The organism is Aquabacterium sp. (assembly GCF_044226965.1).
Taxonomy (GTDB): domain Bacteria; phylum Pseudomonadota; class Gammaproteobacteria; order Burkholderiales; family Burkholderiaceae_C; genus Pseudaquabacterium.
On sequence record NZ_JBGAGA010000015.1, the window covers coordinates 14,236 to 30,234 of the forward strand.

The window sequence follows — 15,999 nt, forward strand, 5'->3', positions numbered from 1 at the left end:
CAAGAGCGTCCATGCGACGCACACGCACGACACGGGCCGCGCCAATGCGGCCCGTTTTCATTTCGTTGCGATGCGCGCGTATCTGGCGCCGTGATGGCCGCTCTGTCGGTCGAGACGACGATCATGGCGACCACCGACACCCTCCCCACCCCCTGCCCGATGCGGGCGCTGCACGCGCTGCAGCCGCAGGACGAACTGGCCCTGCCCCAGCACCGGCGCATGGTCGTGCAGTACCTGGACGACGAGGACCGGCGCCCGGTGCTGCACCTGTTCTACGACGACAAGGACATCGCGTTCGACGAGCCGGACCTGTTCCCTTTTGGCGAGGCCCTGGCGCGGCAGGAACGCTTCCGGGCCAGCGAAGCGCTGGACTGGTGCGCCGGGCAGGACTGGCCCCGCCTGGCCAGCCTGCTGGCCACGCTGCTGGACGAAGGTGTCCTGGTCCATGCCGACGCGCTGGGCGCCGAGGCCGCGCGCGCGCTGGACCGTCCGGCGCCGCTGCCGCCGGGACCGAATCCGCGGCCCCGCGAGTGGTCGGACTGTGACGCGCTGATGCGCGAGCTCACCGGGCGCGCCCTCGAACCCGGCTGGCTGGAGCTGGTGGTGCCGGTGTTCCGCGTCGCCCACATGGCCCTCGATGCCGAGGGCCGCCAGGTCGGCGAAGCCAACGTGTTCCCGCCCGCGCTGCGCATGGACGTCCCCACCCGCTGGCGCACCTGCATCTATCCCGGCACGCGGCACCAGTCGCCGCGCCCGATGAACGTCACGGCGCTGAAGGCGATGCGCACCCACTGGCCGCAGATGATGCTGGCGCTGCGGGCGGTGCGCGAGGCCTATCTGCGCCGCTTTCCCGAGGCGCGCACCGGCTGGACCGTCGGCCACCTCGAACGGCTGGCCACCGCGGTGCTGGCCTTGCCCACCTACCTGCTGCAGCGCGCGGCGGCGCCGGTGCCCAATGCCGCGCTGCATCCCGCGCTGTCGTGCCTGTTCCGCGTCACGGACGGCCTGCGCATGGTGATGCACCAGATGCTGTTCGTGCCGATCGGCGAGCCCACGCTGCCGCCCCAGGCCGCGATGAGCCGGGCCGAGATCCTGGCCTACGCCGAGCGCAACTACGCGTTCCACTCGGAGCACGGCGTCTGTGCCGGCCCGCAGGCGATGATCGACGAATTCCTCGCGGTGCTGGTCGACGGCGCCGTGCCCAGCGGACTGGCCGGCACGGCCGTCGAGCCCGCCGTCGCGCAGGCCCTGGCCGCCGTGGAACCCGCGCTGGACTATGCGCTGCTCGGCCTGCAGGCCTATGCGGTGGTCTTCTCGCTGTGGCCTCGCATGGCGCGCGCCTATGCCGAGCTGCTGCCGCTGCTGGCGGACTGGGCCGCCCTCGCGCCGACCACGGTGGGGCCCTGGCACGCACGCCTGCGGACGCACGTCGACGCCGTGCGGCAGGCCACCTACCTGGCGAACGAACACTGGCGAGCCGATCGCGAACGGGTCTACGGCGACATGCATGCGCAGTGCGCCCGCGGGCTCGGGCAGTGCCCGCAGCCGCTCGCGCAGCGCCTCGGGCCTCCTTCTGCGCAGCGCCTCCAGGCCCTGCAGCAGGCCCTGGTCCCGGTGCTGCGGCAGCGCTTCGGCCCGGCCGCAGGCGCCGCCGACCTCGCGTTGCGGGCCGTGGCGCGCCGGCTCGCGCGCTACCTGGCCGAGGAACAGGACCTGCTGGCCCTGGCCACCGAGGCGCAGCACCGCATCAACGCGCACCTCGGCCGGACCCAGCCGCAACGCCCCTTCGATTCGGCCGACATCGACCTGCACAACCAGCTGCAGGGCGCTGCCGCGCGCCGGCTGCCGGACCTGGTGGCCGAACTGGCGCGAGAACTGGACTGCCGCCTGGTCGTGGATGCGCATGGCGTGCACATCGGCCCCGCCACATCGCCGCCGCCGGGATCCACCCCGTCGCGGCCCTTCGAATCGGCCGGCACGGTGCCGGCCGCCCACCGTGCCTGAAGGCACAACCAACCAGGAGAAAACCATGCAAGTCAAGACCAACATCCGCGCAGGCAAGAAGGGTGCGGACGACACGAGCCACCAGAGCCCGGACACGCCGGTGTACGTGCCGCCGGTCAGCCGCTGCGCCGGCATCTGATCGGGCCGCGCTGACCTCGGTGACCGCCGGCGGTCACCGGGGCGGCGCCGCTGGACGCACCCGAGGTGCGTCAGTCCCGTGAAGCACCCACCGCATCACCCGAGCCCACCCGTGCGGCGCCGCTGCAGCGCCGTGCTGGTCGCCGCGGCCCTTGCCGGCTGCGCGCAGGCCCCGCAACCGCTGGTGTCGGCGGGCGCGTGGCCCGAACAGGCTCGCTTCCGCGCCGCCCCGGCGCCGGATCGCGAGACACCGCCAGCGCCGAGCGACGACGTGGACTGGGGTGATGCCGAGATCGACCGCCTGGTGCAACAGGCCCTGTCGGCCAATGCCGAGGTCGAAGCCGCCACCGCCCGGCTGGCAGAGGCCGGCGCCCTGCTGGACCTGGCGCGCGCCCAGCGGCAGCCTTCGCTGGCCGGCGGCCTCTCGGCCGCGCGCCAGGGCGGACCGTTGCTGAACGATGCCGGCAGCCAGGGCAGCCTGCTGCAGGCCGGCGCCAGCCTGCGCCTGGACGCCGACGCGGCCGGCGCGCTCGCCCGCGCCGCCGACGCAGCCGGCTGGCGCCGCGAGGAACGCGCCGCCCAGCTCGCGGCCGCCCGCTGGCAGGTGGCGACCGCCGTGGCGGCCGCCGGCATCCGGCTGCGCGGCCTGGACGCCGAACTCACCGTCGCGCGCGACGTGGCCGACGCCCACGCGCGGGCGGCCGACGTCGCCCGCCGTCGCCTGGCGGCCGGCACGATCGGCCAGGCCGATACCGACCGCCTCGAAGCCGCGGCGCGTGCCGCCGAAGCCGAGATGCCGGCGCTGCAACGCCAGCGCCAGCAGACCCTGCATGCGCTGGCCGTGCTGCTGGGGCGCAGTGCCGGCACGGTCGACTGGCCCGCGCAGGCCGAGGGGTCGCCGCGCTGGCCCGAAGTGCCCGCCGGCCTGCCGGCCGCGATGCTGGCGCGCCGGCCCGACGTGCAAGCCGCCGCGCGGGCGCTCGCCGCCACCGAGGCCGGCCGGCGGGAGGTCCGCGCCGCCGCGTGGCCCACGCTGACGCTCACGGCCGGCGCCGGCCAGGCCTCCGCCAGCCTCGCCACGCTGCTGCAGGCCAGCCTGCGGACCTGGAGCCTGGGCGCGCTGCTCACCGCCCCGCTGTTCGACGGCGGGCGCCAGGCGGCGCGGGAGCGGCAGGCCGACGCCGCCGCGGCCGATCAGTTGGCGCGTTATCGCCAGCAGGTGCTGCTGGCCTTCCAGGATGCCGAAGACCAGCTGGTGGCCGTCAGCACGCGGCGCGCCGAGCGCGAGCTGCTGGCGGCCGCCGCCGCGCGCGCGGTGGCGGCGCAGGCGCGTGCCGACCAGCGCTGGCAGCTCGGACTGGCCAGCCAGCTGGAGTGGCTGGAGGCGCGCCAGGCGGCGGGTGACCTGCAGCGCCGCCGCGTGCGCGCCGACACCGAACTGGGCCTGGCCCTGGTCGGCCTGCGCCGCGCGCTGGGGGGCGGCTGGACGGCGGCGGAAGCCGCCCTGGCGCAGCGATAGACCGCGTCAGATCTCAGCCCGCGGCGGCGGCCCAGGGCTGGAGGCCGATGGCCTGCTCCGGCGCGCTGGCCAGCGCCGGCAGCGCCTGCACCGGCGCGCCGCGCCGGAAGTGCAGCACGGCCCAGCGGTGACAGCCTTCGAAGGCGGTGTCCGGCAGGCCTGCGCAGCGCGCCTGCAGGTCCTGCCAGAAGGCAGCCGGGGCCTGGCCGGTCAGCTCGATGTGGCGCGGCGTCAGGAAGCCGCGCGCGAAGCCGGGGCCGAACGGGCGGCGCTGGCGGAACAGCGCGACGCCGGCCACGCCGATCGGCGCGCGGCCGCCCTGGCCCGACTCGCGCAGATCCACCCGCTGCACCGGGCCCACATGCAGGGCCTGCAGCAGCAGCGCCAGCCGCTGCAGCAGGGGCTGGACCTCGTCGGCAAAGGGCTGGCGCGGCTTGGCCCCCAGCACCGAATCGTGGCCCAGCAGGTAGCCCAGCGGATGGCCATCGGGCAGCTCGATGGCGCTGTGCACGACGAAGAAGCTGCCGTCGTCGGCCAGACCGCGGCAGACCCCGCGGCAGACCTGCACGTCGTCGAGCCAGTGCAGCGCCTGCGACACCGTCACCACGTCCCATGGCTCGTCGCGCTGCGGCAGGCGGTTGGCGGACTCGTGCTCGGTCCTCAGCGCCAGGCCCTGCGCCCGCGCCCGGGCGGCGGCGAAGCGGGTGAACCCGCGCGAGAGCTCCAGCAACGTCACCGCGCGCGAATGCGCCGCCAGCTGCAAGGCCAGGTCGCCGGGGCCGCCGGCGAGGTCGAGCACGCGCGTCGCCGGGCCGATGCCGGCCGCCTGCACCAGGTGGCGGGCGATCTCGGCCGGGAACGGCCGGTGCGCCACGTAGTCCGCCGCGATGCGGCGGTCATAACGCGAGGTGTCCTCGTCCCGGCCGACGAGCACGCCGGCGCCGTGCAGGTCGTCGATGGCCCGGCGCAGCCGCAGGTCCTCTGGCCCGCCGGGCGTGCTGCCGTGCAGGCGGTGCCAGGCGGCCACGGCGTCCTCGGCCCGCAGGCCCTGGCGCGTGCCGAACAGGGCCAGCAGCAGGCGGTAGCGCTCGCTCAGCCAGTACTGGATGTAGGGCTCGGTGTCCTGCGCGACGAAGGGGCGCCCGTCCATCGTGAACTGCTGGACGAACGCGGGCGAGGGCCGCAGGCGGGGCGATCGATCGAGGGGCGTGGGCATGGTGCGACGGCGGGTCGAGGGAAGGGCTGCAGCGCCTCGCGGCGCTCAGGGATGGGCCACGACGACCAGCGTCCGGCTGCGCCGCACGGCGGTATCCAGGCACTGGCGCAAGGTGGGCGGGTCGAGCGCGGCGAAGGATTCGTCGAGCAGGGTCAGCGGGGCCTGCTGCAGCAGCGCCCGCGCCAGGAAGATGCGGCTTTTCTCGCCATGGGACAGCTGCCAGCCCGTCTCGCCAACGCGCTGCTGCAGGCCGGCGGGCATGCGCTCGATCAGCGGGCCCAGCCCCAGCTCGCGGCAGACGGCTTCGGCCTCTGCCAGCGCGGCTTCGGTGGCGCCTTCCTCGCGGCCCAGCAGCAGGTTGAAGGCCAGCGTGCCGGCAAGGACGTGGTTGTCGTGGAACTGCGGGGCCGCGGTGGCCAGCCGGTGCCAGCGCGGCCCCCAGCTGCCGCGGTCCAGGCCGGCCAGCAGCAGGCTGCCCTGCGTGGGCTGGCGCCAGCCGGTCAGCAGGGCCACGAGGCTGCTCTTGCCGCTGCCGCTGGCGCCTTGCAGCAGCACCCGGTCACCGGCCTTCAGCTGCAGGTCCACGCCCCGCAGCACCTCGGCGTGCTGCCCGGCATGGCGAAAGCCCAGCGCGTCGGCCTGCAGCAGCGGGCCCACCGCCGGCGGGGCCGGCAGGGCGACCGCGGCGCCGTCCGCGGCGGGCGCCGCTGCGCCGCCGGCGCGGAACAGCGCCGCCACCTGGCGCCAGGCCACCAGCGCCCGGGCCGCGGCGGCGCCACCGCCGGCCAGCCCGTGCAGGGCGCGGTGCGCCAGCAGCACCCCGCCCAGGCTGATGGCCAGCGGCCCCATCGCGGCGCGGCCGGCCAGCAGCGGGCCCGCCAGCAGCGCCAGCGCGCCCAGCAGCCACAGCCCCGGCAGCCAGCCGACCAGCGGCACCAGGCTGCGGTCCACCTGCCGCGCCGCGGCCAGTTCGCCGGCGCACTGGGCGTCCTCCTGCGCATCCCGGCGCGCCGCCTGCTCCTGCAGCAGGCGGGTGCGGTGACCGATCATGCGTTCGAGCAGGTCGTGCGTCAGCGCCAGCCGGCCGTCGGTCCAGGTGGTCAGGCGCGCCGCATGGCGCCACCACCACGCCAGCGCCAGCGCCAGCAGGCCGCCAAGCAGCAGCAGGTGGGCCGCCGGCGCCGCGCCGAGCGCCAGCACGCCGGCCGCGAAGCCCAGCTCCAGCAACGCCACCACCAGGGCCAGGCCACTGCCCAGCGCCAGGCCTTCCAGGGCCTGGGCTTCCATCACGCGGCTCAGCGTGGCGCCGATGCCGTCGGCCCGGGTGCGGTCGGGATCGGCCCGCAGCGCACCCACCAGCAAGCGCTGCTTGAACAGGCGTGCGGCGTCGAGCGCGAAGCAGCCCTCCAGCCAGGCACCCAGCGATCGCAGCGGAATCAGCGACAGCATCAGCAGCACCCAGGCGGCCAGCCAGCCCAGGTCGAGCCGCCCTTCCAGCGCCGCGGCGCCGATCAGCGCCCAGGCCTGGATCTCGAGCCCGTAGCCGAGCGCCAGGCAGGCGAGCATCGCCAGCGCGCGGCGCGGCACGCCTTCGCGGCGCAGCTGGGGCAGGAACGCCTGCGACGCGGCCGGCCGCAGCAGCCACACCCCGTCGAGGCCGCGATCGGCCAGCGCGTCCTCGCGCAGCGCCCGCAGCACCCGGGCCTGGTGCCGCGCATCAAGGCCCGCCCGGGCGAGCAGGCCGGCCCAGGCCGGTGTGGATGCCGCGGCCGGATCGCCCGCCCAGGCGCGGCTCAGCGCGGCCACCGGCACGCGCCGGCGCCGGCCGTCGGGGCCCTGCAGCCAGGCCCAGCGGCGGTTGGCGCGGCACAGCAGCCAGCAGCCGGCCGGCTGGCCGGCGTCGGCGGGCGCCCGCAGCAGCGCCGGCGCCACCCGGCACCACTGCGCGTCCAGCCCACGCCAGGGCAGGCTGACTGGTTCGGCTTCCAGCCCCAGCGGTGCCGTGGCCTCGGCCAGCCAGGCCGACGGATCGCCGGTCGCCGGCGCCGTGGCGTACGGGCCGGTCGGCACACCAGCGTCTTCGGTCAGGCACTGGAGGGCATCGCCCAGGGCGGCCTGCGGCCAGCGGCTGGCCTCGAACACGCTCGGCACGGAAGCGGCCGTGGGCACCGGCGCATGCATCAGACGGCCCTGCGTTCCGGTTCGGGCCAGCGCACCGGCGCCGGCGGCGCGACCGTGTCGCCCCCGACGGCGTCCCACAGCTGGCCGTCGACCAGGCGCAGGTGGCGCCAACTCGGCGCCGCCCAGGCCTGGCGGCGCAGCCCGTCCTCGGCCGCCAGCAGCGCGGCGTAGCGTCCGGCACCGGCGAGCAGGGCCCGCGGCGCGCCGTCTTCCACCACGCGGCCGCCCGCCATCACGAGGACGCGGTCGAAGTCCAGCGTGTCCACCACGTCGTGGGTGACGCAGGCCAGCGTGCAGCCGGCCCACCACTGCCGCGCCGCTGCCAGCAGGGCGCTGCGCTGCGCACGGTCCAGCCCGCGGAAGGCCTCGTCCAGCGCGACGAAGCGCACGCCTGTCTGCAGCAGCGCCCGGGCCAGGCGCACGCGCTGGCCCTGGCCGCCGGACAGCCGCGCACCGCCGTCGCCGAGCGGCGTGCGCAGGCCCTGCGGCAGCTGGCGCAGCAGGTCGTGCAGGCCGGCGGCTTCGAGCGCGGGCGCCAGGCGCACGACGGCGGTGTCATCGGACGCGTAGAGCAGGTTGTCGAGCAGCGAGCGGTTCCACAGCTGCACGCCGGGCTCGACCCAGGCCGTGGCCCGGCGCAGCGCGGCGAGCCCCGCGGCATCCAGCGGCCGGCCGTCGAGGCGGCATTCGCCTTCGGCCAGCCGGTGCCAGCCGAGCAGCGCCCCGAGCAAAGAGGACTTGCCGGCGCCCGAGGCCCCGACGATGGCCACATGCTCGCCGGCGCCGATCTGCAGCGTCAGGTCCGACAGCACCGGGTGGCCACCCGCCAGCACACGCGCCCCGTGCAGCGCCAGCGCCGCCGGGCGGACGGCGTCGGGTCCGGCCATCGGTCCGGCAGGAGGGGACCCGGCGCCGGCCGCGGCGGCCGTGACCTCGTCCGGCGCGGCGAGCGGCTCGAGCCAGCGCGCCAGCACGTTGCGCTGGGCCGGCAGCTGGCGCCACGCGGCCGCGAGCCGCCCGGCCAGCACCGGCAGCTTGAGGGCCCAGTACACCAGCAGCAGATCGGCACCGGCCACCTGCCCCGCCCCCTGGAAGTGGCGCCAGAGCCAGCCCAGCGTGAGGCCGGTGCACAGCAGGGCCTGCAGCGCATCGGCCACCAGGCCGCCATGGAGCTGCGCCCGGCAGGCCCGCAGCCAGTCGGCCAGGCGGCGCTCGTGCTCGCGGCGCATCGCCGCGCCGGCCCCGTGGGCACGCAACGGCACCGCGCCGAGCAGGGCGTCCAGCAGCAGGCTGTGCAGCCCGGTGGCCTGCAGCCGCACGCGCAGGTCGCGCTCGGCCTGCCAGGGCTGCAGCAGCAGCGGCCAGGCCACGGCCACGCCAGCCACGGCGGCGGCCCAGCCAAGCTCGGCCGGCACGATCCAGGCCAGGCCTGCCAGCGTCAGCGCCAGCTCGGCAGCCAGCTGCACCAGCGACAGCACCAGTCCCGGAACCTGCCGCAGCTGTTGCAGCGCATGGCTGCGTTCGGCCATGTCACCGACGGTGCGGCTGGCGAAATAGCGGTCGTGCAGCCGCGGCAGCTTGGCCAGCAGGGCCATGCGCCCGCGGCTCGCCAGGTGCCGCCCGAGCCGCAGCGATTCGGACACGATGGGCACTTCGAGCGCCAGCAGCAGCGCGGCGAACACCACCAGCGCCAGCAGCCCGCCCAGGCGCTGCGCGGCCGAGCCGATCTGCCAGGCCAGGTCGAACAAGCCGCGCAGCAGCACCGCCTCGACCACCAGGGCGCCGGCGGCGAGGCACACCGCCCCGGCCAGCGCCAGCGGCGCCAGCAGGCCGTCCCGGCGCAGCTCGGCCCAGGCCACGCGCAGCGGCCGCGGCACCGGCTCGCGGCGGGCCGCGGCGAGTTCTGGCGTGGCCGCTTCATCCACGGTGGCGGCCAGACCGCGGGCGCGCACCAGTACCGCCCCGTGCAGCACCAGGTGCAGCCGGCCCAGCCGCAGGCTGTCGGCGTCGGGCAGCACCGACCAGCAGCGGGGCGGCAGCACGGCATGGAGATCGTCACCGGAGGCCCAGGCTGCCTCGGCGGTGGCGCGCAGCAGGGCAGCCGCCTGGCGCCCGCGGCGCAGGCCGCCGGCGCGGCACAGCGTGGACACCCAGCGCACGGCCGCGTCGAGCGCGCCCAGCGCAAACCAGCCCTCGTCGGCGCAGGCGCGGGCGACCAGCGCCGCCGCGGCCGCCGGGCGCAGCCCGAGGTCGGTGATGCGCGCGCGCAGCGGCGCCAGGAAGTCCTCGCCGGCCGCCCAGGCGCGCCAGTCCTCCGCCGGCACGCTGTGCCGATGGACCAGCAGCCGCTCGGCCAGCAGCGGCGCGGACCACCACTGGCGCCCCGCCGCCGGGTCCATCACCTGCACCCGCGCCCCCACGCGGCGCCACAGCACGACGAAGTGCGGCGCGCCATCGGGCTGCCGCACCACGGCCACGCAGGGCAGCGCCTGCGCCGCCGGCAGCAGGACATGGTCGAGCGGGATCAGCACCTGCTCGGCCTGCACGCCCAGCTGCACCGCGGCGGCTTCGAGGCTGTCGATGCTGCTGCCGTCCACGCCGGTCTGGCAGGCCTCGCGCAGGCGGCCATAGCTGGCCGGCACGCCCAGGCCCTGCAGCAGCGCCGCCAGCGTGGCGGGCCCGCAGTCCATCGCCGAGGTCTGCACCACCTCGGGAATGCGCCAGCGGCGGCGCAGGCGCGTCGCGCTCACGAAGGCTCGCCCAGGCGGCGCCCGGCCGCGCGCAGCACCAGCACGGCCGGCGTCACTTCCTCGAGCCGGACCTCCAGCGTGCCGGGCAGGCCGTGCTGCGCCGGGATGCCCGGCGGCCAGCCCGCCACCGGGGCGAACTCGACGCGCAGCCGGTTGTCGCGCGGCTCGGCGGCGATGCGGGTGACGACCGTTGCGATCGCGCCGTACTGCGTCCACGGAAATCCATCCAGCCGCAACTCGGCCGGCTGGCCCGGCCGCAGCCGGCCCATCACGGCGGCCGGCTCGAATTCGGCCACCGCCATCAGCTGGCCGGCGGGGACCACGGTGACCAGCTTCTGGCCCTGCGCCAGGGTCTCGCCGGGATGCACCGGCGCCACCTCGCCGATCTGGCCGTCGATGGGCGCGCGCAGCCGGTGCTGCTCTAGCTCCCAGGCGAGCCGGCGCTCGAGGCCCTCGGCCGCCTCGGCCTCGGCCTGCAGCGCGGCCAGCTGCCGCAGCAGCGCGTCGCGCTGGGCCTGCTGCTGCGCGGTGCGTGCGGTGGCCTCGGCAGCGGCACGCCGCGCCTCGGCCACCAGCGCCTGCGCGCCGGCATCGAGCCGCTGCGCGTCGGCCTCGGCCTGCAGCACGTCGATCCGCGCGGCGCCGCCGGCGTCGTGGTCGGCGCGCAGCCGCCGGGCCCGCTCCACCGCGAAGGCAGCGCCGGCCCGTGCTTCGTCGACGCGCAGGCGTGCCGCGTCCGCCGCCGCCCCCGCGGCGCGCTGGTCGTCGGCGGCCGCGCGTTCGCGGGCGGCGATCTCCTGCCGCAGCGCCCCGGCCTGCTGCCGCAGCGCGGCTGCGCGGCGCAGCTCGTCCTGCCGGCGCAGCTGCAGCTCGCCGGCATCGAGCTCGGCCAGCACCTCGCCCGCCCGCACGGTGGTGCCCAGGCGCGGCGGCGCCACCGCCAGGCGGCCCGCCAGCGGCACGTTCACCGCATGGGCCGCCTGCACCACCTCCAGCCGGGCCTGGCGCGACACCTCGACCACGGCCACGCGGCCCAGGCAGCACCAGGCCAGCCACCCGGCGAGGGCCAGGCCGGCCAGCACATAGGCCAGCAGGGCCGGGCCGGCGCCGTCGCGGGCCAGCGACCGGGTGGTGTGTGCGAACGGGACGGACATCGGGCTCTCGGATCGGGCAGGCTGCCCGAACAGAGCCGGCGTCCCGGCGCCTGATACATCCCCGCGGCGTCCGCTGCGCCTGCGCGGGGGCTCCGGGTCAGCGCAGCGCGGCGCGCATCGCGTCGATCACCGCCCGGTAGTCGGGCTGGCCGAAGATCGCGCTGCCGGCCACGAAGGTGTCGGCCCCGGCCTCGGCGACGCGGCGGATGTTGTCGGGCTTGATGCCGCCATCGACCTCGAGCACGATCTCGCGGCCGGTGGCACGCTGGTGCTCGTCGATCTGGCGGCGCAGGTGCTCGATCTTGCGCAGCGCGCTCGGAATGAAGCTCTGCCCGCCGAAGCCCGGGTTCACGCTCATCACCAGCACCAGGTCGACCTTGTCGATCACCCAGTCGAGCACGTCGGTCGGGCTGGCCGGGTTGAACACCAGGCCGGTGCGGCAGCCGGCGTCCCTGATCAGCTGCAGCGTGCGGTCCACGTGCGTGCTGGCATCCGGATGGAAGCTGATGAGGTCGGCGCCCGCCTTCGCGAAGGCCTGCGCCAGTGCATCGACCGGCTGCACCATCAGGTGCACGTCGATCGGCACGCGGCTGCCGTCGGCCTTCACCGCATGCCGGCGCACCGCCTCGCAGACCATCGGCCCGAAGGTCAGGTTGGGCACGTAGTGGTTGTCCATCACGTCGAAATGGATCCAGTCGGCGCCGGCGGCAATGACCTCGCGCACCTCGCGGCCGAGGTCGGCCAGGTCGGCGGACAGGATGCTGGGCGCAATGCGGTAGGGACGTGACATGGGCAGGCGATGTTTCTGGGGATGACGGGATTTTCGCCGCCTTTCCTAGAATGCCGGCCATGCCGCGCCCCGAACTCCGCTGCACGGTCGCCGTGCGCACCCTGCAGGAACAGACCGATCCCGCGCAACAGCGCTATGGCTACGCCTACACGGTGACCATCCGCAACACCGGCGACGTCAGCGCGCAGCTGGTCGCGCGGCACTGGCTGATCACCGACCACCGGGGCCAGGTGCAGCAGGTGCGCGGCCTGGGTGTCGTCGGCCACCAGCCGCTGCTGAAGCCGGGCGAGCAGTTCGAATACACCAGCTGGGCCCAGATCGCCACGCCGCAGGGCTCGATGCAGGGCACCTACTTCTGCATCACCGAAGACGCCCACTGGTTCGAAACGCCGGTGCCCGAGTTCGCGCTGGCCGACACGGCCGCGCTGCACTGAGCGACGCGCCGGCGCGGATGACCGAAGCGGCCTGGGACCTGACCGCGCTGCTGAACGCAGCGGACCCGAAGGCACCGCGCCCCGAGCGCCACCTGTGGCTGGTGCGCCTGGTGGAATGGCTGCGCCACGGCGAGGCCGAGCGCGAGGCCGGCGAGACCCCGCGCCCGGTGCTGCGCCTGCGCCACCTGCTGAACGTGCTGGAGCGCCACGAGGAGCCGCGCCTGCGCATCGTCGCGCTGCTGGCGCGCTTCTGGCGCGAGACCGACATGGCGACCTTGTTCGCCGACTTCGGCTTCACGGCCCGGCGCGACCTGTGGGGCGAGCTGGGCGAACGGCTGCGGCTGCGCTTCCTGCCCGCCACGCCCGACAGCGACGACCTGGCCGTGCTGTTCCAGCTGCTGTTCACCGACGACGGCGACGCCGCATGGCTGCGCGCGATCGACGAGCCCACGCTGGCCCGCCTGGCCGCGCTGCTGGCGGCCGCGCGCGGCGACGGCGATGCGGCCGCGCCGCAGCCGGACGACTGGCGCCAGCCGCTGCTGGTGGCCATGACCTGGCTGGTCAGCGCGATCCGCGCCGCGGCCTTCGCGCCGCCGCTGCGCCAGCGCATGAGCGCCGAGCTGCTGGCCGACCGGCCCTTCGAGCAGCTGGTGCGCGCCGGCGAGGCGCTGGCCGATGCGGTGCGCAGCGGTGACCCCGAGTCGATCCGGCCGCCGGCGACCTTCCTGCTCGCGCTGCTCGAGCGCTGCCACCGGGCGGCCGACAGCGTCACCGCCCACCTGGAGGAACACGGCGTCTCGGTGCACATCGTGTTCGAGCTCGAGCAGCTGCTGGCCCGCATCCGCCGGGTCGAGGCCGTGCTCGGGCTGCTGCTGTCGGAGCATCCGCAGCGCGAGCTGCAGTCGCTGCTGGCCGAGCTGGTGGCCCTGTCACGCGAAAGACGCAGCCTGCGCGCGCTGCTGGCGCGGCAGTACTCGCTGCTGGCGCGCAAGGTCGCCGAGCGCCATGCCGAGACCGGCGAGCACTACATCACCCGCACCCGGGACGAGTACCGCGCGATGCTGCGCGCCGCGGCCGGTGGCGGGCTGGTGATCGCCGGCACCACCTTCCTGAAGTTCGCGATCCTCGCGCTCGGGCTCGCGCCGTTCTGGGCCGGCTTCGGCGCGGGGCTGAACTACGCGGTGAGCTTCCTGATCATCCACCTGCTGCACTGGACCGTGGCCACCAAGCAGCCGGCGATGACCGCGCCGGCCATGGCCGAGAAGCTGGCCGACGTGCGCGACGACGCCGCGGTGGAAAGCTTCGTCGACGAGGTGGCGCACCTGGTGCGCTCGCAGATCGCCGGCATCGTCGGCAACCTGGCGCTGGTGATCCCGGCCGTGCTGGCCGTGCAGTGGCTGGCCTGGGGCGTGTTCGGCCGTCCGCTGGTGAGCGAGCACGACGCGCAGTACGTGCTGAAGTCGATCTCGCTGCTGGGCCCCACGCCCTTGTTCGCCGCCTTCACCGGCGTGCTGCTGTTCGGCAGCAGCCTGGTGGCCGGCTGGGTCGAGAACTGGTTCGTCTACCACCGCCTGGACAGCGCGCTGGCCTACAACCCGGCGCTGGTGGCCCGGCTGGGGGCGGCGCGGGCGCAGCGCTGGGCCGGCTGGTGGCGGCGCAACATCTCCGGGCTGGCGGCCAATGCCTCGCTGGGGCTGCTGCTGGGCCTGGTGCCTGCGCTGCTGGCCTTCGTCGGTTTGCCGATCGAGGTGCGCCACGTCACCCTGTCCACCGGGCAGCTGGCCGCGGCCGCCAGCACCCTGGGCTGGGCCACGCTGGCGCAGCCGGCGTTCTGGTGGTGTGCCGTGGCGCTGCTGGTGACCGGCGTGCTGAACCTGGGCGTGAGCTTCTGGCTGGCGTTGCGCGTGGCGCTGCGCTCGCGCGGCATCACGCTGCGCGACCGGCAGCGCCTGGCCGCCGCGCTGCGCCGCCGGCTGCGCCAGCAGCCGCGCAGCTTCCTGCTACCGGCGTGACCCGGGAGGTGCATCAGGGGTGTTCGCGTCGTCGTCGTTGCGGCGCTCGCCGCCGCGGCGGCCATGGAACATGGTCCACCAGACGATGAAGACGAAGATCAGGCCGGCGCCCAGGGCCTCCAGCAAAATCACCCACATGACAGCATTTCCCCGGTGGCTCGCGGCGGCGGCGATTCTAGGGGCCGTGTCGGCCTGCACGCTGGCCCCGTCGCCAACGCCGGACCGGCCCGCCTATCCCGGCCCGACCCCGACGCCGGCGTCGGGGCCCAATGGCCCGGCGATCGAACGCGCCGGCGCCCGCTGGGTGCCGGTGGACTGGACCGAGCTGCCCGGCTGGACCGACGACCGCGCGGCCGAGCTGTGGCCGGCCTTGCGTCAGGGCTGCACCAAGCCGCCGGCGCCCTGGGCGGCGCTGTGCGAACGCGCGGCGCGCTTCAGCCCGGCCGACGACGGCTTCGCGCGCGAGTTCCTGCAGCAGGAGTTGCGGCCCTACCGTGTCGAGGCGCGCGACGGGGCCGCCACCGGCCTGGCCACCGGCTACTTCGAGCCGCTGGTGGCGGCCAGCCGCCGGCCGCAGGGCGCGTTCACGATCCCGCTGTACCGTCCGCCAGCCGACCTGGCCACGCGCCGCCCGTACTGGACCCGCCAGCAGCTGGACACGCTGCCGGCCGCCCGCGCCAGCCTGCGCGGCCAGGAGATCGCCTATGTCGCGAGCCCGCTCGATGCGCTGGTGCTGCAGATCCAGGGCTCGGGCCGGCTGCGCATCACCGAGCCCGATGGCCGCGAGCACACCGTGCGCGTGGCCTTCGCCGGCCACAACGAGCAGCCCTACCGCTCGGTCGGCCGCTGGCTGATCGAGCAGGGCGAACTGCGCCCCGATGCCGCGTCCTGGCCGGCGATCCGCGACTGGGGCCAGCGGGCCCGCCCCGAGCGGCTGAACGAGATGCTGTGGAGCAACCCGCGGGTGGTGTTCTTCCGGGAGGAGCCGCTGCCGGACGACCCGCCGGGCCCGCGCGGTGCCGCCGGCGTGCCGCTGACGGCCGGGCGCTCGGTGGCCGTCGACCCCAGCGCCGTGCCCTACGGCACGCCCCTGTGGCTGGACACCACCGAGCCGCTGTCGAGCACGCCGCTGCGCCGCCTGGTGCTGGCGCAGGACACCGGCACCGCGATCACCGGCGCCGTGCGCATCGACTACTTCTGGGGCACCGGCGCGCAGGCCGAGCAGCAGGCCGGGCGCATGAAGCAGCCCCTGCGCGTGTGGGCGCTGTGGCCGAAGTAGGCAGGCTCACTCCGGCTTCAGCCTGATGCGCAGCTGCCACTCCTGCGGCGCGGCCGGGTCGGCGCTGCGCGCCAGCGGCGTCCAGCGGTCCAGCGGCACGGCCAGGCTGGTGTCGACCTTCATCTCGCTGTCGGCACCGGCCTGAGCCGCGGACACCCGCAGCTGCACCGGCTGCGCGCCGCCGGGCCAGCGCGGCCAGACCTCGATCTGGCGCCAGGACAGGCGCTGCGCCTGGCGCAGCACGACGCCGGCGCGGGGCTGCGCCGCGCTGGCCGCCGCTGTCGAGGTGCGGCCGGCGGTAGCAATGGGCAGGCTGGCCCACACCGCGTCGACCTCGGGCTCGCCTGCCTCGCTGCGCTGTACGCGCAACACCGCGCGCTCGCCATTGGCCACCTGCACCTGCAGCAGCGGTGCCACGTCCGCCGGCGCGTGGCCGCTGCGCACGGTGACGCTCGCCCCTGCGTCCACCCGCCCGCCGGTGCCCACCACTACGCTGCCCGGCGGCAGCGCTGCGCCGGTGGC

At 75.9% G+C, this 15,999-nt stretch carries 11 protein-coding genes; 5 read left to right on the forward strand and 6 right to left on the reverse strand.

The genetic code is table 11. The features are described from left to right. Positions 1–93 precede the first annotated feature (93 nt). Together ACILR4_RS09110 and ACILR4_RS09115 are read left to right on the forward strand one after the other, a co-directional pair. Complete coding sequence (locus ACILR4_RS09110; protein ID WP_395700532.1) at positions 94–2,004, forward strand: hypothetical protein; 1,911 nt, start codon at positions 94–96, stop codon at positions 2,002–2,004. Between the two features lie 250 nt (positions 2,005–2,254). Then, the gene (locus ACILR4_RS09115; RefSeq protein ID WP_395700533.1) at positions 2,255–3,661 is read left to right on the forward strand and encodes an efflux transporter outer membrane subunit; all 1,407 of its coding nucleotides are present in this window, start codon (positions 2,255–2,257) and stop codon (positions 3,659–3,661) included. Between the two features lie 13 nt (positions 3,662–3,674). Here ACILR4_RS09115 and ACILR4_RS09120 read toward each other — a convergent pair whose 3' ends face one another. The 5 genes from ACILR4_RS09120 to rpe all read right to left on the reverse strand — a co-directional run bounded on the left by ACILR4_RS09120 (position 3,675) and on the right by rpe (position 11,752). Then, positions 3,675–4,877 carry a class I SAM-dependent methyltransferase gene (locus ACILR4_RS09120; protein ID WP_395700534.1) on the reverse strand — a complete coding sequence of 401 codons (1,203 nt, stop codon included), beginning with the start codon at positions 4,875–4,877 and terminating at the stop codon, positions 3,675–3,677. A 45-nt stretch (positions 4,878–4,922) separates the two neighbouring features. Further along, positions 4,923–7,058, reverse strand: a complete 2,136-nt coding sequence (locus ACILR4_RS09125; protein ID WP_395700535.1) for an ATP-binding cassette domain-containing protein — start codon at positions 7,056–7,058, stop codon at positions 4,923–4,925. After that, positions 7,058–9,808 carry an ATP-binding cassette domain-containing protein gene (locus tag ACILR4_RS09130; protein WP_395700536.1) on the reverse strand — a complete coding sequence of 917 codons (2,751 nt, stop codon included), beginning with the start codon at positions 9,806–9,808 and terminating at the stop codon, positions 7,058–7,060. The genes ACILR4_RS09125 and ACILR4_RS09130 overlap by 1 nt, the downstream gene beginning before the upstream one ends. Next, complete coding sequence (locus tag ACILR4_RS09135; RefSeq protein ID WP_395700537.1) at positions 9,805–10,962, reverse strand: HlyD family secretion protein; 1,158 nt, start codon at positions 10,960–10,962, stop codon at positions 9,805–9,807. Before ACILR4_RS09135 ends, ACILR4_RS09130 begins: the two co-directional genes overlap by 4 nt. 97 nt (positions 10,963–11,059) lie before the next feature. Continuing rightward, complete coding sequence (gene rpe, locus ACILR4_RS09140) at positions 11,060–11,752, reverse strand: ribulose-phosphate 3-epimerase (protein WP_395700538.1); 693 nt, start codon at positions 11,750–11,752, stop codon at positions 11,060–11,062. 59 nt (positions 11,753–11,811) lie between these two features. Here rpe and apaG point away from each other — a divergent pair, with 59 nt between their 5' ends. Together apaG and ACILR4_RS09150 are read left to right on the forward strand one after the other, a co-directional pair. Further along, positions 11,812–12,186 carry a Co2+/Mg2+ efflux protein ApaG gene (gene apaG, locus ACILR4_RS09145; protein WP_395700539.1) on the forward strand — a complete coding sequence of 125 codons (375 nt, stop codon included), beginning with the start codon at positions 11,812–11,814 and terminating at the stop codon, positions 12,184–12,186. Between the two features lie 17 nt (positions 12,187–12,203). Further along, complete coding sequence (locus ACILR4_RS09150; protein ID WP_395700540.1) at positions 12,204–14,198, forward strand: site-specific recombinase; 1,995 nt, start codon at positions 12,204–12,206, stop codon at positions 14,196–14,198. Here ACILR4_RS09150 and ACILR4_RS09155 read toward each other — a convergent pair. Beyond that, complete coding sequence (locus ACILR4_RS09155; protein WP_395700541.1) at positions 14,187–14,336, reverse strand: hypothetical protein; 150 nt, start codon at positions 14,334–14,336, stop codon at positions 14,187–14,189. The two genes, ACILR4_RS09150 and ACILR4_RS09155, sit on opposite strands and share 12 nt — an antisense overlap. Between ACILR4_RS09155 and ACILR4_RS09160 the strand changes: the two genes are divergently transcribed. Continuing rightward, the gene (locus ACILR4_RS09160; RefSeq protein WP_395700542.1) at positions 14,269–15,477 is read left to right on the forward strand and encodes a murein transglycosylase A; all 1,209 of its coding nucleotides are present in this window, start codon (positions 14,269–14,271) and stop codon (positions 15,475–15,477) included. The genes ACILR4_RS09155 and ACILR4_RS09160 overlap by 68 nt on opposite strands. The last annotated feature ends 522 nt before the right edge of the window (positions 15,478–15,999 follow it).

What these genes read in the sequence shown, in the direction of transcription:
- ACILR4_RS09110 (WP_395700532.1), top strand. Translation starts at nt 94, where the DNA reads ATGGCCGCTCTGTCGGTCGAGACGACGATCATGGCGACCACCGACACC.
- ACILR4_RS09120 (WP_395700534.1), bottom strand. Translation starts at nt 4,877, where the DNA reads ATGCCCACGCCCCTCGATCGATCGCCCCGCCTGCGGCCCTCGCCCGCG.
- ACILR4_RS09125 (WP_395700535.1), bottom strand. Translation starts at nt 7,058, where the DNA reads ATGCATGCGCCGGTGCCCACGGCCGCTTCCGTGCCGAGCGTGTTCGAG.
- ACILR4_RS09135 (WP_395700537.1), bottom strand. Translation starts at nt 10,962, where the DNA reads ATGTCCGTCCCGTTCGCACACACCACCCGGTCGCTGGCCCGCGACGGC.
- rpe (WP_395700538.1), bottom strand. Translation starts at nt 11,752, where the DNA reads ATGTCACGTCCCTACCGCATTGCGCCCAGCATCCTGTCCGCCGACCTG.
- apaG (WP_395700539.1), top strand. Translation starts at nt 11,812, where the DNA reads ATGCCGCGCCCCGAACTCCGCTGCACGGTCGCCGTGCGCACCCTGCAG.
- ACILR4_RS09150 (WP_395700540.1), top strand. Translation starts at nt 12,204, where the DNA reads ATGACCGAAGCGGCCTGGGACCTGACCGCGCTGCTGAACGCAGCGGAC.
- ACILR4_RS09160 (WP_395700542.1), top strand. Translation starts at nt 14,269, where the DNA reads ATGGTCCACCAGACGATGAAGACGAAGATCAGGCCGGCGCCCAGGGCC.
- ACILR4_RS09155 (WP_395700541.1), bottom strand. Translation starts at nt 14,336, where the DNA reads ATGTGGGTGATTTTGCTGGAGGCCCTGGGCGCCGGCCTGATCTTCGTC.